Here is a 19,779-nt window from a genome sequence, read left to right as displayed (position 1 = left end):
AGCATAGAACCACCCCGGATAATCTCGCCTATCAAGATACTCGTTCAGAGAGAATCCTCCGCGACCAATAGTGAGGGCATCCGATGTCACTGTTCTCCCGCGTCGTCCGGGGCCGGCTCGCCGCCTGGCTCACCCTGGCCGTCGCGCTCGTCGTCGGCGTAGTCGCCTTCGGGCTGCCGAAGCCGGACAATCCCGACCCGGTCTCCGGCACCGGCCTGTCCGTGGAATGGCAGTCGACGCAGGTCGAACGGCTGCAGGATCAGTTGCCCTCCAAGGACGCCCAGACCGCCCTGGTCGTGGTCAGCCGCGCCGACCAGGCCCCGCTGAGCGGCGCCGACCGGGGCCAGCTCGACGGCCTCGCCGGCCAGCTGAGCTCACTCGCCGCCGGCGGCCGGGTCTCCCCCGCCCAGGTCTCCCCGGACGGAACCGTGGCGCTGGTCGCGGTGCCGCTGTCCACCGAGGGCGGCCCGTCGGCGGTGGTCGACGAGGTGGAGAAGCTCCGTGAGGCGGTCGGTGACCTGCCCGGCGAGCTGACCGTCGAGGTCACCGGCGGGCCCGCGTTCACCGCCGACCTGGGCAAGGTGTTCCAGGGCGCGGACACCACGCTGCTGCTGGTCACCGCCGCCGTGGTGGCGGTGCTGCTGCTGGTCACCTACCGCAGCCCGTTCCTGTGGCTCGTACCGCTGCTCGTGGTGGGCGCGACCGAGCAGATCACGCTGCGCGTGGTGGAGTCCCTCGTGCCCGCGTTCGGCATCTACCTGCCCAGCGGCCAGGTCACCGGCATCGCCAGCGTGCTGGTGTTCGGCGCCGCGACCAACTACGCCCTGCTGCTCATCGCCCGCTACCGGGAGGAGCTGCGCCGGGAGGAGGACCGGTTCGCCGCCATGCGCTCGGCGCTGCGCCGCACCGCCGAACCGATCCTGGCCAGCGGCAGCACCGTCGTCCTCGGCGTGCTCACGCTGCTGCTGTCCGAGCAGGAGACCAACCGGGCGCTCGCCATCGCCTGCGCCACCGGTGTGATCCTCGCCATGCTCTCCGCCCTGTTCGTGCTCCCCGCGGCCCTGCTGCTGTTCGGCCGGGGCCTGTTCTGGCCGTTCATCCCCCGCGTCGGCAGCGCCGCCCGCGAGGGCCGGATCTGGGGCCGCCTCGGCGAGATGGTCATCCGCCGGCCGCTGCCGGTCGCCGCGCTCGCCGTCCTGCTGCTCGCCGGCCTGGCCCTCGGCGGCCTCGGCATCCGCACCGGCCTGTCCGAGACCGAGCAGTTCAGCGAGAAGCCGGAGGCGGTCGCCGGGGCGGAGACGCTCGCCCGGGCGTTCCCGGCCGGCAGCACCCAGCCGGTTGCGGTGCTCACCAACCCGCAGGCCGCCCCGGCGGTGCTCGCCGCCGCCTCCGACGTCGACGGGGTCGCCTCGGCCCGGCCGGGCGCCGCCGGAGACCGGGTCGCCCAGATCGACGTGGTGCTCACCGCCGAGCCCGGCAGCGCCGCCTCCGACCGGGCCGTGGTGGCGCTGCGCGACGCCGTGGCCGCCGTACCGGATTCCGCGCCGCCCGCCGTGGACGGCGCGGACGCCCCCGACGGCGCCCTGGTCGGTGGTTCGGTCGCCGCGACCTACGACTCGAACGAGGCGAACACCAAGGACCTCAAGCTGATCCTGCCGCTCATCCTGCTGCTGGTCGGCGCAGTGCTGGTGCTGCTGCTGCGCGGAATCCTGGCGCCGCTGCTGCTGGTGGTGACCGTGATCGCGTCGTTCTTCGCCAGCCTCGGCGCGGCCTGGCTGCTCTTCGACCACGTGCTGGACTTCCCGGCGCTGGACAGCGGGGTGCTGCTGCTCGCGTTCGTCTTCCTGGTGGCGCTCGGCGTCGACTACAACATCTTCCTGGTCACCCGGGCCCGGGAGGACGCCCGGCGCACCGGCACCCGCGACGGCATGCTGTCGGCGCTGCGGGTCACCGGCGGCGTCATCACCAGCGCGGGCGTGCTGCTCGCCGCGGTCTTCGCGGTGCTCGGCGTGCTGCCGCTGATCACGCTCACCCAGATCGGCATCATCGTCTGCATCGGTGTGCTGCTGGACACGCTGCTGGTCCGTACCGTGCTGGTGCCGTCGCTGGCGTTCCTGCTCGGCGACCGGTTCTGGTGGCCCGGCCGGATCACCCGGGACGCCGACGCGCCCGGCGACGCCGTCGACGCGCCGGCCGAGCCGGTGCCCGCGCGGGACTGACCTGGACAGACGGGTGGGGCCGGCACGTTCGCCGGCCCCGCCCGTTCGTTTGTTCCGTTCGCTCGTTCGCTCAGAAGCTCAGGCACTCGCACTCGGTCATCAGCGCCCGCACGTTGCGCACGTACTGCGGGTTGGGGATGTCCAGCGGCTTGTCCTTCTGCGCCACCGCGCCGTGACCGAAGTTGTACGCCGAGATCACGGCGTTGAGCAGACATGAGTCCAGCTCCGCGGTGCACAGCGAGGCGTCGAGGCGGTAGTCGGCCTTGAAGTACATGTCGCCGATGTACTTGGTCAGCCAAGCCAGGTAGCTGCCGCCCAGGTAGGCGTTGTCCTGGTAGTCCTCGACGTCGTACGACTGGCCGAACCGCTGGTTCATCCACTCCGCCGTATCCGGCATGACCTGCATCAGACCGATCCCGGTGTCGCAGGCGATGATGTTGGACTGCCACCCGCTCTCCTGCCAGGCGGTGGCCTTCATCAGGGCCGACGGGATGCGGATGTCCGGCGCCGAGGTGGGCCAGTAGGTGCGCGCCGCGGCATCGGCGAGCGCCGCTTTCACCTGGCTCCGGCTCGCCGCGGTGCCCCGGTAGCTCGGCTTGCAGCCGGCCACCGGCTTGCGCGGGGGCGGCGGAACCTTGGTCTCGGTCGGCGGATCCGGCTTGGCGAGCGGCCCGGTGGACGTGCGGGACGGCTTGGCCCGCGGGCTGGCCGACGCGCTCGGGCTGGGCCGCCCACCCATCGCCGCGACCGCCGGTGGCTCCTCGCTGGGCGCGTCGGCGGGCGCCTCCTGCGGTTCGTCCGCCGGCGCCGCCGTGGGCAGGTCCGCGGCGACCTCGCGGACCGGCCGTTCCTGTTCGCCGCACGCCGTCAGCGTGCCCGTCGCGAGCAGCGCCGCCACCGCCACCGCGGCCCACCTGCCGAATCCTCGCCGCATCCGACCTCCCCCGTCGTTGCCGTCGGCGCACCCTAACAAGGATCGGCAGGTCCGCGGGGTACCCGAGACGCCGACCGGCGCCGCCGGGGCCGGGGCGGCGCGTCCCGTGGGGCCGGGCCGCCATCCGCCGGGTCCGGCCGCTCGGCGCCGTCCGCCAGCCGGTCCCGGGTCGCCCACGCCACCACGAACACGGTGGTCCAGGCGATGCCCAGCAGCACCGCCGTGACGGTGCCGCTCGCGGTGCTGAGTCCCAGGTAGAGCCGCGCGCCGGTGACCATGACCACGCCTGCCGACGCGGCCGTCCACACGGCCACGCCGACCGGCCAGCGCGCGCCGCGGGACAGCAGCCAGGCCAGCGTGCCGAAGCTCGCCGTCACCACCGCGTTCTGGGTCGGGAACAGGTCACCGGCCCGGTCCGGGCCACCCGGATCGGTCAGCTCCGCGACAACGACGAGCAACACCAGCGGCACCGCCGCGCCGACGGTGCCCAGCACCCCGAGCGGGTCGGCCCGCCACGGCCGGCCCCGCCCCGTCACCACGGCCGCCACCACGGCGACCGCGGCGATGAGCAGCCAGCCGCGCAGCCCCGACACCGCGGCCTGCGCCGCGTCGACCACCCCGGGGGTACGCCGGGCGGCGAACCAGTCGGAGACCAGCCCGTCGAGGACACCCAGCCCGCTGTGCCGGACCACCGCCTCCAGCAGCAGCGCCACGGCCAGCCCGGCGACGAACAGCAGCGCCAGCCCCAGCACCAGGTTGACCAGCAGGCTCCAGGCCGGGCCGACCCGCATCGCGACCAGGAAGAACAGCACGCCGTACCGGGACCGCAGCCAGCGCAGCGGCGGCAGCGCGGCGGCCCGGGCGGCCAGCGCGCGCACCGGGTCCGGGTTGCGCCCCAGCCAGCGGCCCGCCAGCACCACGCCGAGCAGGCACAGCAGCAGGGCCAGCACCGCCCCGGTGGCCTGGCCGAGCAGCTTCGACACCCGCTCGTACGACTCCCCGGCCAGGTAACCGGCCAGCACCGAGGCGCCGACCCAGCTCGCCACCCCGGCGAGGTTCCACGGCGCGAACCGCCGGTACGGCATTCCGGCCGACCCGGCCAGCCGGGGCGCCAGCGTACGGGCGAACGCGATCCAGCGGGCGGCCAGCACGCCGCGACCGCCCAGCCGGTCCAGCAGCGAATCGGCCCGCCGCCACCGGTGCGCCCCGATCCGGGCACCCACCCCCGAGGCGCGCAGCCGTGGGCCGTACCGCCGCCCGGCCCGCCACGCGAGTGTGTCTCCGATCACGGCGGCGGCGGTCATGGCCACCAGCACGGGCGCGAGGCGCAGCGTCCCCGCGTACGCTAGGAAGCCGACCAGAAGCAGGGTCGCCTCGCCGGGCATCAGCAGCCCGACGATCACCGCGGTCTCCGCCGCGACGATCGCCGCGGCGGCCAGGTAGATCAGCAGGGGCGGCAGCTCCTGCAGCCAGCTCAGCAGGTCAGGCATCGGACACCCCGCACGGGTGTCAGCATGCCAGTCGCTGGAACGGTCGGCACAGCACTTTCGACGCAGATCCGGGCGATCTCGGGGTGACCCCGAGGCGTGCCCGGGCTACCGCAGACAGGAGTATGGAGGGTATGCAGCTACGCACCGACCTCCGCAACGTCGCCATCATCGCCCACGTCGACCACGGCAAGACGACCCTGGTCGACGCCATGTTGCGGCAGGCCGGCGCCTACGGCGCCCGCGGTGAGAACACCGAGCGGGTCATGGACTCGATGGACCTCGAGCGCGAGAAGGGCATCACCATCCTCGCCAAGAACACCGGCGTGCGGTATCTGCCGGCGGACGGCTCGGAACCGGTCACCATCAACATCATCGACACCCCCGGTCACGCCGACTTCGGCGGCGAGGTCGAGCGCGGCCTGACCATGGTCGACGGTGTGGTGCTGCTGGTCGACGCCAGCGAGGGCCCCCTGCCGCAGACCCGGTTCGTGCTCCGCAAGGCGCTGCGCGCGCGGCTGCCGATCATCCTGGTGATCAACAAGGTGGACCGTCCGGACGCCCGGATCAAGGAGGTCGTCGACGACACCTACGAGCTGTTCCTCGACCTGGACGCCGACGAGGAGCAGATCGACTTCCCGATCGTCTACGCCTGCGCCCGCGACGGCATCGCCTCGCTGACCCAGCCCGCCGACGGCGCGGTCCCGGATGACAGCCACAACCTGGAGCCGCTGTTCCGCACCCTGCTGGACACCATCCCGGCCCCCGCGTACGACGAGGGCGCGCCGCTGCAGGCGCACGTCACCAACCTCGACGCCTCGCCGTTCCTGGGCCGGCTCGCGCTGTGCCGGGTCCGCCAGGGCACGATCAGCAAGGGCCAGACCGTGGCCTGGTGCCGCACCGACGGCAGCACCCAGCGGGTACGCATCTCCGAGCTGCTGATGACCGAGGGCCTGGAGCGCAAGCCGGCCGAGTCCGCCGGGCCGGGCGACATCATCGCCGTGGCCGGCATCCCGGAGATCATGATCGGTGAGACACTCGCCGACGCCGAGAACCCGGTGCCGCTGCCGCTGATCACCGTGGACGAGCCGGCCATCTCGATGACCATCGGCACCAACACCTCGCCGCTGGTCGGCCGAGTCAAGGGCGCCAAGGTCACCGCCCGGATGGTCAAGGACCGGCTCGACAAGGAGCTGATCGGCAACGTGTCGCTGCGGGTGCTGCCCACCGAGCGGCCGGACGCCTGGGAGGTGCAGGGCCGTGGTGAGCTGGCCCTGGCGATCCTGGTCGAGCAGATGCGCCGCGAGTCCTTCGAGCTCACCGTCGGCAAGCCGCAGGTCGTCACCCGGGAGATCGACGGGAAGACCTGCGAGCCGGTCGAGCGGCTGACCATCGACGCCCCGGAGGAGTACCTCGGCGCGATCACCCAGCTCCTGGCCACCCGCAAGGGCCGGATGGAGCAGCTGGTCAACCACGGCACCGGCTGGATCCGGATGGAGTGGCTGGTCCCGGCGCGCGGCCTGATCGGCTTCCGCACCGAGTTCCTCACCGAGACCCGCGGCACCGGCATCCTGCACCACGTCTTCGAGTCGTACGAGCCGTGGTTCGGCGAGCTGCGCACCCGCAACAACGGGTCGCTGGTCGCCGACCGGGCCGGCGCGGTCACCGCGTTCGCGATGACCAACCTCCAGGAGCGCGGCCAGCTCTTCGTCGAGCCGGGCACCGAGGTGTACGAGGGCATGATCGTCGGTGAGAACTCCCGCTCCGACGACATGGACGTCAACATCACCAAGGAGAAGAAGCTCACCAACATGCGCTCGTCGACCGCCGACGAGACCGAGAAGCTGATCCCGCCGCGCAAGCTGTCCCTGGAGCAGGCGCTGGAGTTCTGCCGCGAGGACGAGTGCGTCGAAGTCACCCCGGCCGCGGTGCGCATCCGCAAGGTGGTGCTGGACCAGACCCAGCGCGGCCGGATGGCGGCCCGCCGCAAGCACGCAGGCTGACCCACCCCGCCCCACCCGGAGCCCGGCCCGCCCCAGGCGGACCGGGCTCCCCCGTCTCTCCCTCTCTGCCCTGCCCTGCCCGGTTGATCATGAGGTTGGCGGCGTTTTCGATCTCCATAACCGCCGCTAACCTCATGATCGACCGCCAAAGCGCGAGATCTTGGTACGAAATGGCCCCTCCAGGGGCCGATTCCTACCAAGATCTACACGGATCTCGGGATATGACCTTCCAGATCCCGGATAGTGGGAGATTGGGCGGTCTCCGCGGACGGCATGGGAGCGGCCGTCGGATGACGTGGAACTGGCGGACTGAGCCAGCAGTGGACGGCCCGGCGCAGGCCGGAACCGGTGGGCGGAGGAGAAGCGAGCGGGCCGACGCAGGCGGAAGCCGGCGGACGGGGGCAGGAGCGGGCGGGCGGATCCCGGAAGCGGGCGGACGAGTGGCCGACCACGGTGGAGGTCGGGCGACAGCGGTGGCGGCACTGCCCCGGACGAACGCCCGTAACAGGACGATCGTGGGGACGAGGCGTCAGCGGGGCTTGGTGGCGGCGATCGCCAGGGCCGGGGACAGGCCCGGAGCCGGACTCGACCACCCGGGTCACCACCAGACCGGCCGCGGTGACGGCGTTGAGCAGGTCGGCCAGGGGCAGGTGCCAGGCGCCGACACGCGCCCGCACCCCCACGGCGTTCCACGACCGCAGCGTGTGCTCCCGTGAGGCGTACCCGCCGTCGATCACGATCCGCTCCGGCTCGGACCGGTCGGCGAACGCGCCCACGTAACACGGGTGCACCCCGACGTGCACCAGCCGGCCACCGGGCGCCAGCACCCGCGCCGCCTCCGCGAGCGCGGCCGGATAGTCGGGCATGTCGGTGTGCGCGAGCACGCACACCGCGGCCGGCACCGCGCCGGCGGCCAGCGGCAGCGCTGTCGCGTCAGCCCGGGCCACCGGCAGCCGCGACCGGGCGTGGCGCAGTTGCCCGCCGGACAGGTCCACACCCACCGGCGTCCATCCGAGACGGCGCAGCTCGGCCGCGTGCGCGCCGGTGCCGCAGCACAGGTCCAGGCAGCGGCCCGGGCCCTCGCCCAGCAGGCCGGCCAGCACCGACCGGATCCGGTCCATGTAGATCGACGAGGTCTCGCTGGCGTACTCCTCGTACCAGTCGGCGATGTCGTCGTACAACGGGGTCGTCATCTCCGCACGCTAGCCCCGCACCGGGCCCGCCGCTGCCCCGCAGATCGGCTACGGTGCCCCCATGACCTGGGAGGAGCTCGACGCGCACCTGGACAAGGTGCCCGGCACCGTCTCCGCGTACGTGGGCCGGCCCGGCGCGCGGCCGGCGTGGACGCGGCGCGCCGACGCCACCCACTACGCGGCGAGCACGATGAAGCTCGCCGTGCTGGTGGCGCTGTTCCGCGCCGCCGAGGCCGGCCGGCTCGACCTGGACGCGCCGGTGCCGGTGCGCAACTCGTTCGACTCCGCGCTGCCCGGCGCGCCCCGGTTCGCCAACGCCCGGAACTACGACAACGACGAGGCGGTCTGGGACCGCGTCGGCGGGGACGCGCCGCTGCGTTGGCTCGCCGAACGGATGATCGTCCGGTCCAGCAACCTGGCCACGAACATCTGCATCGGCCAGGTGGGGCTGCCCGCCGTGGCGCGGGCGTGGGCGCTCGCCGGGGCGCGGCACAGCGTCACCGGCCGCGGCATCGAGGACTTCGCCGCCCGCGACTCCGGCATCGACAACCTGGTCACCGCCGCCGACCTGGCCGCCCTGCTCGGCGAGCTGGCGCTCGGCGCGACCCGGCCCGGCCCGCTCGCCTCGCCGTCTGCCTGCGCGGCCATGCTCGACGTGCTCGCCGCCCAGGAGCACCGCGAGGACCTGGCCGCCGGGCTGCCCGACGGCACCCGCATCGCGCACAAGAACGGCTGGGTGCGCGGCGTGCGCCACGGCGCGGGCGTGGTCTTCCCGGACGACGCGCCGCCGTACACGATCGTCGTCTGCACCACCACCGACCTGGCCGACGGCGGCGCGGACGGCGACGAGGTGGAGGACGACGCCTGCCGGCTGATCGCGCACGTCTCCGCGCGGGTCTGGGCGGCGCGGCACGACCTGGCCGCCTGACCCGGCTACTCCAGCAGCCGCTCGCGCAGCGCCGCGCGGTCCGCGTCGGTCACCCCCAGACCGTCGCGCAGGTACGCCTCGAACGAGCCGTGTGTCCGGCGCACCTCGTCGTAGGCGGCGTCCAGGTATTCCGGGCGCACCTCCAGCAGCGGCCGCGCCACCGCCGGATCCAGGTCCGGCCGACGCTGGATCATCGCGGACAGCAGCACCTCGCGCAGGCTCTCGGTCAGCTCGTTGTGCACCAGGTAGTCGGCGCGGATCGCCTCCTCCTGGACGCCCAGCGCGGTCAGCAGCACCACCGACAGCCAGCCGGTGCGGTCCTTGCCGGCCGAGCAGTGGAACAGCAGCGGCAGGTTCGCGTCCTCGACGGCCAGCCGCACCGCCGCGCTGAAACCGGCCCGCGCCGACTCGCCGGTGACGAACCAGCGGTAGATCGCCGTCATCGCCCCCGGCATGCCCTCCCGGGCCAGCGCCGCGTAGGCGTTCAGGTCGTGGCCCTGCAGCACCGCCGAGACGTACGTGAAGACGGGATGCGCCGCGTCGTAGACGGGCAGGTGCACCACGCGGGGCGCACCGGCCAGCCGGTCCGGCGGGGCCACCGCCTGCTCGTGGACGTCACGCAGGTCCACCACGCAGGCCGGGCCGAGCTTGCCCAGCACCGGCAGGTCCTCGTCGGTGAGCCGGCCCAGCGCGGGCGTGCGGATGAGCCGCCCGGCGCGTACCCGCCGCCCGTCTGTCGTCGGCAGTCCGCCCAGGTCACGCGCGTTCGGCGCGCCCACCAGCTCCCATTCCCGCCCGGTCATCGGCCCTCCCCTGCTCGCCGCCAGTTGGCTATAGGGTGCCCCACATGACCATCGCCGCGGTACGCACCCACCGTCTGTCGGCCCCCTTACACACCCCGTTCGTCACCGCGCTGCGCCGCACCACCACAGTGGACACGCTGGTCGTGGAGGTGATCGACGGCGACGGCCGCTCGGGTTTCGGTGAGGCGCCGCAGGTCTGGCAGGTGACCGGCGCGTCGGTGGCCGGCGCCGAGGCGTGCGTACGCGAACTGCTCGCGCCGCTGCTGATCGGCCGGGACGCCGACGACCTCCAGGCGGGCTGCGCCCTGGTGCGTCGCGCCGTGGTGGGCAACGAGTCGGCGAAGGCGGCGGTCGACGTGGCGCTGCACGACCTGGCCGCGCGGCGGCTCGGCGTACCCCTGGTGCGTCTGCTCGGCGGCACGGCGCTGCGGGTGCCGACGGACGTCACGCTGGCCGCCGGCGACGCGGTCGACCTGGCCGCGACGGCGGCGCGGCGCGGCGCCGAGGGGTTCGGGGTGCTCAAGCTCAAGGTCGGCACCGACGCCCGCGGCGACCTGGACCGGGTGCGCGCGGTGCGGGCCGCGGTCGGGCCGGACGTGCGGATCCGGCTGGACGCCAACCAGGGCTGGACGCCCCGGGAGGCGGTGCGGGTGATCCGCGCGATCGAGGACGCGGGGCTCGACGTCGAGCTGGTCGAGCAGCCGGTGCACCGCCGTGACCTGGACGGGCTGGCCTGGGTCAGCGACCGGGTCGGGCTGCCGATCCTGGCCGACGAGTCCGTCTTCGACGTGCGGGACATGGTCGAGGTGATCCGGCGGCGGGCCGCCGACATGGTCAACGTGAAGCTGGCCAAGTGCGGTGGGCTGCAACCGGCCCGCACGCTGCTGGACCTGGCCGCCGCGCACGGCATGGGCACCATCGTCGGCTCGATGATGGAGGGCCCGGTCGGCGTGGGCGCCGCCGCTAGCCTGGTCGCCGCCTACGGCACCACCGCCGTGTCGGACCTCGACGCCGCCTGGTGGCTGGCCTGGTCGCCGGTGACCGGCGGCATCCGGTACGAGGGCGCGAGCGTGCTGCTGCCGGACGCGCCGGGTCTCGGCGTCACCGGCCTCCGTGAAGCTAAAATTCAGTCACATGGTTGAGTAGCGGCAGAATTTTTCATATGGTCGCCCGGAGAAGCATTCCAGAGAGGGGTACGCGTGGCGCCTCAACCGTGCCGACAGGCCGTCGTACGGGTGCCGGTGGCGACCCTGTGGACAGCACCCGATGCGGTGCGCCCGATCGACCGGCCCGCTCTCGCCGACTGCCCCGACGTCGCCGGCTGGATCGCCGGGATGGACCGCGACCAGCGGGTCGGTGACTGCGTCCTGACCCAGTTGCTGCTCGGCGAGCCGGTACGGATCACCGAGACGCGGCCGGACGGCTGGGCCCGCGTCGTCGCGCTCGGCCAGCCCGCCGCGAAACACGGCGCCGACGGCTATCCGGGCTGGGTGCGGACCGCCCACCTGACCACCGCCGAGCCGGCCGGCGCCGCGCTGACCGTCGACGTCGCCCACACCACGCTGCACGCCTCGCCGGGTGGAGCACCGGCGCTTCGCGGCCTGGTGCTCGGCACCCGCCTGGAGTCGGCCGGGCGGCCGGTGGACGGCGGGCGACCGGTCCGCGTACCGGGTCGGGCCGACCCGCTGTGGGCCCCGGAGGGCGACCTGGTGCCGCTGCCGGCCGAACGCCCCGAGGCCAAGGAGGTGCTCGCGGTCGCCGAGCGGCTGCGTGACCTGCTCTACGTCTGGGGCGGCCTGTCCACCGACGGCATCGACTGCTCCGGGCTGGTCCACCTGGCCTGGCGGCGGCACGGGATCACGCTCCCCCGCGACGCCGACGACCAGGCGGACGCGACGACGCCGGTGGCGCTCGGCGACGAACGTCCCGGCGACCTCTACTTCTTCGCGCGGCCCGGCCGGCGCGTCCACCACGTCGGGATCGTCTCGGCCGAGCCGCACGGCGGCCGGCGCCGGATGCTGCACGCCTGCTACCTGACCCGCCGGGTGGTCGAGGAGGAGCTGCCCGCCGACCGGGCCGCCACGCTCGTCGGCGCGCACCGCGTCTGACCCTGCGGTCAGGGGCGGGTCTTGACCAGCTCCCGTCGCCGGTCCCGCGACGACTTCGCCAGGCTTGCCGCAGTGGCCACGGCCAGGGTGCCGAGGATGACGGTGAGCGACAGCCAGATCGGGATGTGTGGGGCCCACCCCACGGGCTCGCCGCCGTTGATGAACGGCAGGTGGTTGTCGGCGAGCGCCTCCAGCATCAGCTTCACGCCGATGAAGCCGAGCACCACGGCGAGGCCGTAGCTGAGGTAGATGAGCCGGTCCAGCAGGCCGCCGAGCAGGAAGTAGAGCTGCCGCAGCCCCATCAGGGCGAAGACGTTGGCGGTGAAGACCAGGTACGGCTCCTGGGTGATGCCGAAGATCGCCGGGATCGAGTCGAGCGCGAAGATCAGGTCGGTGGTGCCGATCGCGATCATCACGATCAGCATCGGGGTGAACAGCCGCCGACCGTTCTCCCGGGTGGTGATCTTCGCCCCGTCGTAGTCCCGGGACAGCGGCAGCGCCCGCCGGCTCCACCGGATCAGCACGTTCTCGCTGAACTCGTCCTCGTCCGGCTCGCCCTGCCGGGCCAGGTTCACCGCGGTGTAGATGAGGAACGCGCCGAAGATGTAGAACACCCAGGAGAACTGGGAGATCAGCGCCGCGCCGGCCGCGATGAAGCCGCCGCGCATGACCAGCGCCAGGATGATGCCGACGAGCAGCACCTTCTGCTGGTACTGCCGGGGCACCCCGAAGCGGGCCATGATGATGACGAAGACGAAGAGGTTGTCCACCGAGAGGCTGTACTCGGTGAGCCAGCCGGTGTAGAACTCCCCCGCCACGCGGCCACCGGCGGTCAGCCAGAGCACCCCGCCGAAGATCAGCGCCAGGCCGACGTAGAAGCCCACCCAGAGGCTGGACTCGCGGACGCTGGGCTCGTGCGGTCGCCGGCCGATGATGAACAGGTCGGCGAGCAGGACCGCGATCATCGCGATCAGCGTTACCGCCCACACCAATGCGGACACGTTCAAATCCATCCTCCGGCAGACACGCGGCCTCGGGCACACCGTACGCCGGGTGGGCTGCAGGGGTGCGTCGACGCCGACAGGGGTGACTGTCGGAGGTCTCTTCCGCCGGAGCCTGACAGCAGGTTCCGACCGACGGAGCCGGGTCGGGCCACCGTAAGGTACCGGCGCTCTTCCGTGCTGACGACTCCACCGCGAGGGAATACTCCCCTCCTCGGGCGCCATTGTTCACCATCACACCCAGGTGCCGCATCTCCGGGCCGTCGTACGGCTGGGTGACGTGCGCCGCCTCACCCCGCGTAGCGCATCCTAGGAGGCTAGCCCAGCAACTCTCGCCCGGGCGTCTCCCCCGGTGCGTACACCCGGCGGGGTGGCATGGCAGGCTGCGGACATGGTTCTTGAGGTCGCGCTGATCGATGTGACGCCCGGAAACGAGGACGACTTCGCCGCCGCCTACGCGCAGGCACGGCCGATCCTCGCCGGCGCCGAGGGCTGCCGTTCCGTGCGGATGACCCGGGGCGTGGAGTCGCCCACCCGGTTCGTCCTGCTGGTCGAGTGGGACTCGGTCGAGGCGCACGACGTGAACTTCCGCCAGACCGACCGGTTCGCGCAGTGGCGCGGGCTGATCGGCCCGTACTTCGCGGGGCCGCCGCTGGTCGAGCACTTCACCGACGTCCCGGCCTGAACTGTCGTACCCGTGCCGTAGCCTGCGCGCTGCGCGGCCACCGGCCCCGACGGTCATCGGGGGCGCCGGGCCCGGTGGTCGCGCCAGCTCGTGCCGGTCGATCCAGCTCGCGCCGGTCAGCCCAGGTCGTGCGGATCGCGCTGACGGGGCACCGGCGCGGCGCCCAGCCGCCGGGCCACCAGCTCGGCCGTGGCATCGGGTGGCAGCGCGACCGCGAGCAGCCGCTCGATGACCCGTTCGTAGTGGCTCACGTCCGTCTCGGACACCAGGCGCACGTCGGTGGTCAGCGTCTCCACCAGCACGGTGCGCGGGTCCGCCGGATCGGGGTAGGCGTAGTAGGAGAACGGCGCGAGCGGGTGCGGGCCGTCGCCGCAGGACGCGCCGGGCAGCAGCCGGACGCTGACGCGAGGCCGCTCGGCGAGCGCGAGCAGATGCCGCATCTGGTCACGCCACACGTCACCGGGCAGGCCGTCCGGGTCGCAGACCCGCTCGTCGATCAGCGCCGTGTAGTGCGGCGGATCCGGCCGGATCAGCAGCTCCTGACGCGCCGCGCGGGCGCGGACCTCGGCCTCCACGTCCACGTCCCCGGTCAGCGCCGCGCCCGCCGATACACGCAACCGGGCGTACGCCGGGGTCTGGAGCAGGCCGGGCACGAGCGCGCACTGATACTCGACGATGCGCTCGGCGCCCGCCTCCAGCTCGACGTACGCCCGCTGCCGTTCGCCCATCTCGCCGAGCGCCCGGGACCAGCCGCGTCCGGTGGCGGCGTCCCGGGCGATGACTATCAGCTCGTCCCGCTGCGGTGACGGCACCTGATAGACGTCGAGCAGGTCGAGCACGTCGGCCAGGTCGGGCCGACTCTGCCCCAGCTCGATGCGGGACAGCTTCGAGGTGGACGCCCAACCCAGCCGGACGCAGACCTGCTCCAACGTGAGCGACTCGCGACGGCGCAGCCGGCGCAGCTCCACACCGAGCCGCGCCCTCCGGACCACGGGACTTGCTGACAACGGCATGCACGCCTCCCAGGGGAGGAGAGTACGCATGACCATCACGCTCGGCAATACCTCGCCCACACAGCGCTACCACGCCCGGAGTAGGCGCCAGTCGTTCAGGGGCGGTAGGTGCCGAACGACCAGACGTGCCCGGACAGGTCGCGGGCGATGTAGTCACGGGAGCCGTAGTCGGTGTCGAACGGCGCCCTGATGATCTCCGCGCCGGCCGCCCCGGCCCGCTCGTGATGCGCGTCGACGTCCTCGATCGCCAGGTAGACGCGGTAGTCGTCGTCGGCCGGGCGGGGCTGCGGCGCCGGCCCCGGGCCGAGCATCACCAGATCGCCGGCGTACTCCAGCTCGACGTGGACCAGGGTGCCGTCGGGCAGCTCGTGCAGCTCGCGCACGGTGAGGCCGAACGCGGAACAGAGGAAGTCGACGGCGGCTCGCACGTCGGGATAGCGCAAGACGGGATAAACGCTCTGCATGCCGCCAGTCTGCCGCCGCCTCGGTCAGGCCGGATTGGACGAATGAGATCCCGGCCCGGCCAGCGCGGCCGGGGTGACGCCGGCGAACTCGCGGAACTCCCGGATCAGATGCGACTGGTCGTAGTAGCCCCACCGGGCCGCCCGCTCCGCCCATCCGGTGTCGTCGGGCACGGCGGAGGGCGCGGTGAGCACGGTACGGCCCAGGCTCGCGTACGCCCGGTCGAAACGCAGCAGACGGGCGACGGTCCTCGGCGGCAGGCCGAACTCCCGTCGGAACCGGACCGACAGGTGGCGACGCGACCAGCCCAGCTCCTCGGCCAGGGTGGCCACGCCGACCGCTTCCCCGCCGCCGTCCAGCCGCCGCCAGGCGGCCAGCAGGTGCGGGTCCACCGGCGTGGTCGCCGCCAGCCGCGCGGACAGCGCGGCGTCGAGCCGGGCGAAGCGCTCCGGCCAGCCCGGTGCTGCGGCCAGCTCGTCGCGCAGCCGGGCCAGCCAGCCCGCCACCGCGTCGACCGGCGCCGCCCGGTTGGCCAGCTCGGCCAGCGGCAGCCCGAGCAGGCGGCGGGCCGCCGGGGCGGTCAGCATCACCTGGACCCCGGTGCCCGTCCCCACGGTGCGGGTGGCGCACCAGCTGTCGAACGGGCCGGCCAGGAAGGCGTTCGTGCCGTACGCGCCCCGGGCCCGGTCACGCGGGTCGGCGACGTCCATCGGGGCGCCCCAGCCCAGGATCAGCACCACGAACGCGCCCGCCACCTCCCGGCGCGCCAGCGGGACGGACACGTCCTCGCGGTAGCCGAGGTAGCTGTCCACCCACTGGCGCAGTCGCGGATCGGGGCGCGCGACGACGGCCTCGGTCAGCATCGCGCCACCCCGGCCGTCACGCCGGTCACCGGACTCCTGCGGCGTCCATCCCGCGCAGCTCCTTCTTGAGGTCGGCGACCTCGTCCCGGATGCGTGCGGCCAGCTCGAACTGCAGCTCCCGCGCGGCGGCGAGCATCTGGTCGTTGAGCTCCTGGATGAGGTTGGCCAGGTCGGCCCGGGCCATGCCCTCGCGGGACGGGGTGGTCGCGGCGCCCCGGCGGCTGCGGGTCTCCTTCACCGGCGCCTTGCCCCGGGAGAGCTGCCGCACGGCACCGCCGACGTTGCTGTTCTCGGTGTCCTCCGCCTCGCGGTAGATGTCGTCGAGGATGTCGTGGATCTTCTTGCGCAACGGCTCCGGCTTGATGCCGTTCGCCTCGTTGTGCGCGATCTGCTTGGCCCGGCGCCGGTTGGTCTCGTCGATCGCGTCCGCCATCGACGGCGTGATCTTGTCGGCGTACATGTGGACCTGGCCGGAGACGTTACGGGCCGCCCGGCCGATGGTCTGGATCAGCGACCGGCCGCTGCGCAGGAACCCCTCCTTGTCGGCGTCGAGGATCGCCACCAGGGAGACCTCGGGCAGGTCGAGACCCTCCCGGAGCAGGTTGATGCCGACGAGCACGTCGTAGTCGCCCTTGCGCAGCTCGCGCAGCAGCTCGACCCGGCGCAGCGTGTCGACCTCGGAGTGCAGGTAGCGCACCCGGATGCCGTTCTCCAGCAGGTAGTCGGAGAGGTCCTCGGCCATCTTCTTGGTGAGCGTGGTGACCAGGACGCGCTCGTCCCGCTCGGTGCGCAGCTTGATCTCGTGCATGAGGTCGTCGATCTGGCCCTTTGTCGGCTTGACCACGACCTCCGGGTCGATCAGGCCGGTGGGGCGGATCACCTGCTCGACGAACTCGCCCTGCGCCTGCTCCAGCTCCCACGGGCCGGGGGTGGCGGACAGGTAGACCATCTGGCCCACCCGCTCCAGGAACTCGTCGAAGCGCAGCGGGCGGTTGTCCGCCGCGCTGGGCAGCCGGAAGCCGTGGTCGATGAGCATCCGCTTGCGGGAGGCGTCGCCCTCGTACATGCCGCCGATCTGCGGGATCGTCACGTGCGACTCGTCGACCACGGTGAGGAAGTCGTCGGGGAAGTAGTCGAGCAGGCAGTGCGGCGGGCTGCCGGGCAGCCGGCCGTCGATGTGCATGGAGTAGTTCTCGATGCCGGAGCAGAAGCCCACCTGCCGCATCATCTCGATGTCGTAGGTGGTGCGCATGCGCAGCCGCTGGGCCTCCAGCAGCTTGCCCTGCCGCTCCAGCTCGGCCAGCCGCTCGCCCAGCTCGGCCTCGATGTCGCGGATCGCCCGTTCCATCCGCTCCGGGCCGGCGGCGTAGTGCGTGGCCGGGAAGATCATCAAGCTGTCGACCTCGCGGACCACGTCACCGGTCAGCGGGTTCAGGTAGTAGAGCTTCTCGATCTCGTCACCGAACAGCTCGATGCGGACCGCCAGCTCCTCGTACGCCGGGATGATCTCCAGCGTGTCGCCGCGGACCCGGAAGGTGCCGCGCTGGAAGGCCATGTCGTTGCGCGTGTAGTGGATGTCGACCAGCCGCCGCAGCAACTGGTCACGGTCCAGCTCCTGCCCCACCTTCACCCGCACGGCCCGGTCGAGGTATTCCTCCGGCGTGCCCAGCCCGTAGATCGCCGAGACGGTGGCGACCACGATGACGTCGCGCCGGGTGAGCAGCGACATGGTGGCCGAGTGCCGCAGCCGCTCGACCTCCTCGTTGATCGAGGAGTCCTTCTCGATGTAGGTGTCGGTCTGCGGGATGTACGCCTCGGGCTGGTAGTAGTCGTAGTAGGAGACGAAGTATTCGACGGCGTTGCGCGGCAGCAGCTCGCCGAACTCCTTCGCCAGCTGGGCCGCGAGGGTCTTGTTGGGGGCGAGCACCAGGGTCGGCCGCTGCAGCCGCTCGACCAGCCACGCCGTGGTGGCGCTCTTGCCGGTGCCGGTCGCGCCGAGCAGCACCGTGTTGCGGTCGCCGCGCCGCACGCGACGCTCAAGCTCGTCGATGGCAGCCGGCTGGTCACCGGCCGGCTGGAACTCACTGACGACCTGGAAGCGGCCGTCGAGCCGGGGAATGTCGAGCGCCATGACACCAACCGTACGCCCGCGGTCCGACACTTCCGGCCACGACCACGGACCGTCCCTGATCAGCTTCGATATTCCCATTGTGTGGCTCATCTCACGGGTTTACCCTCGTACCGTAGGCCGCTCGCGGCGGCCGACCGGGCCGGCGACCGCCCCCTTCCGAGGGCCGGTTGCCCCCGGCGCCAGGGCCGCAGCACCCGGGTCGACCGGCGTGCGCGCCGACGGTGGTCGCGCGCAGGCGCTGACCGGCCGCCGCGAGCGCCCCTGCTCGTCACCGAAACCCCGCTCTCGCGTTTTCCACTCGTGGGGACCTCTCCCGACCGCCGGCCGCGACGCGAGCCGCCCGACACCGGCGCGCCCCCGTCCGCCGACGACGCCGGCCGCCCGCGCGGCGCGGGTCGCCCCCGCCGCCTCACCGCCCGGGGCGGCGGCGACCAGTCCGTGCCCCGTGAGCCCGGCCGCCGGCACCGCCGCGCCCGCACCAGCACGCCGGCCCGGCCCGCCACCGTGGCCGGCCGGCGCCGCCGCGAGCTCGTCACCGGCCGCTCCCCCGCTCACCCGGCCCGGCCCGGAGGCGGCCCGGAACTGGACGGCGCCGACGACCCACCGGACGGGCCGGGCCGCCGCCGGATCATGCTCGCCGCGCTCGCCGGCGCCGCCGTGATCTCCGCGACGGCGCTGGTCGCCGCGCTGCTGACCGGGACGCCCGGGCGCGACGCACCGGCCGGGACGACTCGCCCGCTCACCTCCGCCGAGGCCGACCGGGTGGCCGCGCTGCGGGTCACCAACCTGCGCGACGTACGCGCCGGCGTCCGGGTCACTGTGGGCGCCGGCGGCGCCCGTACCGAACTGGTCGGCTGGGTCGACTGGGCCCGCCCCCTGGTCTACCTGGACGTCGGCGGCCCCGGCGCGGACGCCGACCGGGGCCTGGCCCAGGCCACCGGCTCCGCGTTGCTCGTGCGCCCCGACCCCGGCGCGCTCCCCACGCCGGCCCGGCCCCCGCTGGTGCCGCCCACTGACGGCTGGCGGATGCGGGCCCCGGGCGGCGGGCACGGCCTGGGCGCGGTACGCGACCTGCTGATCGGGCTCGGCGCCGGGCGGGTCGACCCGCCCGGCGCCGACGGCCGGTGGCTGCGCCACGACAGCGTCGGCGGGATCCCGGTGGACGTGCTCCAGGCCCCGCTCGCCGTGCCGGGCGACCCGCGGCCCACGCTCTGGCTGGACGCCGACGCCCGCCTGCACCGGCTCGCCGGACGGCTGGCCGACGGCACCCCGGTCACCGTCGAGCTGAGCCGCGCGGACCGGCCCACGCTGCACCCGGTGGACGCCCTCGGCGGCCGGCCCGGGCAACCCCGTGACCTCACCGACGACGAGGCCGAGCGGCTGGCCGCGCTGCCCGCCCGCCTGCGCGCCGTCGGCGGCGCGGCGGTGACCGTGACCGCCCCGCTCGGCCCGTCCGCCACCCTGCGCGGCACGGGCACGCTGAGCTGGGCTACCTCGTCGGCGTACCTGGTGGTGATCGAGGACGGCAGCGGCCGGCGTACCCTGCGCTGGGTCCGGCCGGGCCGGGTGGCCGAGGCGCACCGGTCCCCCGACGGGCCGGCCACGCCGCCGACGCCGATGCCGCCCGGGTTGCTCGCGGCGCCCGCGCGCCCGCCCGGCGACGACCTGGACCGGCTGATCGACGCGGCGCTGCGCGCCGGGACGCACGCGCCGGACGGAGACGCCGTCCGGGTACGGGAGGACCGGGTCGCCGACCGGACCGTCGACGTGGTCGAGGTGCCGGGCGGCAGGCGCTGGTGGCTCGACCGCGGTGGGCTGCCACGCCGGCTGGAACTGCGCACCGGGTCCGGTGTCTGGGTCCGGCTCGACCTCACGCCGGGCCGTGTGTCCGCCGGTCCACCGGGCCCGGCGTCGCGCTGACCCGCCCGCCGCCGCGCGCGACGCCGGGG

Annotated in this window: 16 protein-coding genes; 7 read left to right on the top strand and 9 right to left on the bottom strand. The window is 73.5% G+C overall.

Annotated features, from left to right (window positions below):
• Window positions 1–83 precede the first annotated feature (83 nt).
• A complete protein-coding gene (locus O7542_RS04830) occupies window positions 84–2,219 on the top strand; it encodes an efflux RND transporter permease subunit (protein ID WP_281605758.1) in 2,136 nt (711 codons plus the stop codon).
• A gap of 70 nt (window positions 2,220–2,289) precedes the next feature.
• Here O7542_RS04830 and O7542_RS04825 read toward each other — a convergent pair whose 3' ends face one another.
• Window positions 2,290–3,153, bottom strand: coding sequence for a transglycosylase SLT domain-containing protein (locus tag O7542_RS04825; protein ID WP_274479071.1), 864 nt, complete (start codon window positions 3,151–3,153; stop codon window positions 2,290–2,292).
• A 32-nt stretch (window positions 3,154–3,185) separates the two neighbouring features.
• Window positions 3,186–4,643, bottom strand: coding sequence for a DedA family protein (locus tag O7542_RS04820; protein ID WP_043329599.1), 1,458 nt, complete (start codon window positions 4,641–4,643; stop codon window positions 3,186–3,188).
• A 131-nt stretch (window positions 4,644–4,774) separates the two neighbouring features.
• Between O7542_RS04820 and typA the strand changes: the two genes are divergently transcribed.
• Window positions 4,775–6,643 (top strand): translational GTPase TypA, encoded by a 1,869-nt coding sequence (gene typA, locus O7542_RS04815; protein WP_210869602.1) that lies wholly within the window; start codon window positions 4,775–4,777, stop codon window positions 6,641–6,643.
• 203 nt (window positions 6,644–6,846) lie between these two features.
• Here typA and O7542_RS04810 read toward each other — a convergent pair whose 3' ends face one another.
• Window positions 6,847–7,836: a methyltransferase domain-containing protein gene (locus O7542_RS04810; protein WP_281605757.1), complete on the bottom strand. Its 990-nt coding sequence runs from the start codon at window positions 7,834–7,836 to the stop codon at window positions 6,847–6,849.
• A 61-nt stretch (window positions 7,837–7,897) separates the two neighbouring features.
• Between O7542_RS04810 and O7542_RS04805 the strand changes: the two genes are divergently transcribed.
• Window positions 7,898–8,764 carry a serine hydrolase gene (locus O7542_RS04805; RefSeq protein ID WP_281605756.1) on the top strand — a complete coding sequence of 289 codons (867 nt, stop codon included), beginning with the start codon at window positions 7,898–7,900 and terminating at the stop codon, window positions 8,762–8,764.
• 5 nt (window positions 8,765–8,769) lie between these two features.
• Here the strand turns inward: O7542_RS04805 and O7542_RS04800 are convergent, their stop codons facing one another.
• Complete coding sequence (locus O7542_RS04800; protein WP_043329595.1) at window positions 8,770–9,567, bottom strand: tyrosine-protein phosphatase; 798 nt, start codon at window positions 9,565–9,567, stop codon at window positions 8,770–8,772.
• Between the two features lie 44 nt (window positions 9,568–9,611).
• Between O7542_RS04800 and O7542_RS04795 the strand changes: the two genes are divergently transcribed.
• Both O7542_RS04795 and O7542_RS04790 read left to right on the top strand, forming a co-directional pair.
• Complete coding sequence (locus tag O7542_RS04795; RefSeq protein WP_043329594.1) at window positions 9,612–10,709, top strand: dipeptide epimerase; 1,098 nt, start codon at window positions 9,612–9,614, stop codon at window positions 10,707–10,709.
• 129 nt (window positions 10,710–10,838) lie between these two features.
• Window positions 10,839–11,675: an NlpC/P60 family protein gene (locus tag O7542_RS04790; protein ID WP_223201373.1), complete on the top strand. Its 837-nt coding sequence runs from the start codon at window positions 10,839–10,841 to the stop codon at window positions 11,673–11,675.
• An 8-nt stretch (window positions 11,676–11,683) separates the two neighbouring features.
• Here the strand turns inward: O7542_RS04790 and O7542_RS04785 are convergent, their stop codons facing one another.
• Window positions 11,684–12,682 carry a TerC family protein gene (locus O7542_RS04785; protein WP_043329590.1) on the bottom strand — a complete coding sequence of 333 codons (999 nt, stop codon included), beginning with the start codon at window positions 12,680–12,682 and terminating at the stop codon, window positions 11,684–11,686.
• 385 nt (window positions 12,683–13,067) lie between these two features.
• Here O7542_RS04785 and O7542_RS04780 point away from each other — a divergent pair, with 385 nt between their 5' ends.
• On the top strand, window positions 13,068–13,361 hold the full coding sequence (locus tag O7542_RS04780) for an antibiotic biosynthesis monooxygenase (protein ID WP_030503827.1): 294 nt from the start codon (window positions 13,068–13,070) through the stop codon (window positions 13,359–13,361).
• Between the two features lie 116 nt (window positions 13,362–13,477).
• On the opposite strand, the gene O7542_RS04775 is transcribed toward O7542_RS04780, so the two are convergent.
• The 4 genes from O7542_RS04775 to uvrB all read right to left on the bottom strand — a co-directional run bounded on the left by O7542_RS04775 (window position 13,478) and on the right by uvrB (window position 17,830).
• Window positions 13,478–14,374 carry a DUF5753 domain-containing protein gene (locus O7542_RS04775; protein ID WP_030503826.1) on the bottom strand — a complete coding sequence of 299 codons (897 nt, stop codon included), beginning with the start codon at window positions 14,372–14,374 and terminating at the stop codon, window positions 13,478–13,480.
• 95 nt (window positions 14,375–14,469) lie between these two features.
• Window positions 14,470–14,838: a VOC family protein gene (locus tag O7542_RS04770; protein ID WP_043329588.1), complete on the bottom strand. Its 369-nt coding sequence runs from the start codon at window positions 14,836–14,838 to the stop codon at window positions 14,470–14,472.
• A 24-nt stretch (window positions 14,839–14,862) separates the two neighbouring features.
• Window positions 14,863–15,699: a helix-turn-helix transcriptional regulator gene (locus O7542_RS04765; RefSeq protein WP_069089073.1), complete on the bottom strand. Its 837-nt coding sequence runs from the start codon at window positions 15,697–15,699 to the stop codon at window positions 14,863–14,865.
• 25 nt (window positions 15,700–15,724) lie between these two features.
• Window positions 15,725–17,830: an excinuclease ABC subunit UvrB gene (gene uvrB / locus O7542_RS04760; RefSeq protein ID WP_281605755.1), complete on the bottom strand. Its 2,106-nt coding sequence runs from the start codon at window positions 17,828–17,830 to the stop codon at window positions 15,725–15,727.
• A gap of 300 nt (window positions 17,831–18,130) precedes the next feature.
• Here uvrB and O7542_RS04755 point away from each other — a divergent pair, with 300 nt between their 5' ends.
• Window positions 18,131–19,750, top strand: coding sequence for a hypothetical protein (locus O7542_RS04755; RefSeq protein WP_281605754.1), 1,620 nt, complete (start codon window positions 18,131–18,133; stop codon window positions 19,748–19,750).
• Window positions 19,751–19,779: the final 29 nt, after the last annotated feature.

Source organism: Micromonospora sp. WMMC264, from assembly GCF_027497275.1.
GTDB lineage: Bacteria > Actinomycetota > Actinomycetes > Mycobacteriales > Micromonosporaceae > Micromonospora > Micromonospora chalcea.
The sequence above is the reverse complement of the archived record's forward strand: the minus strand, read 5'-3'. Positions and strand labels throughout refer to the sequence as shown.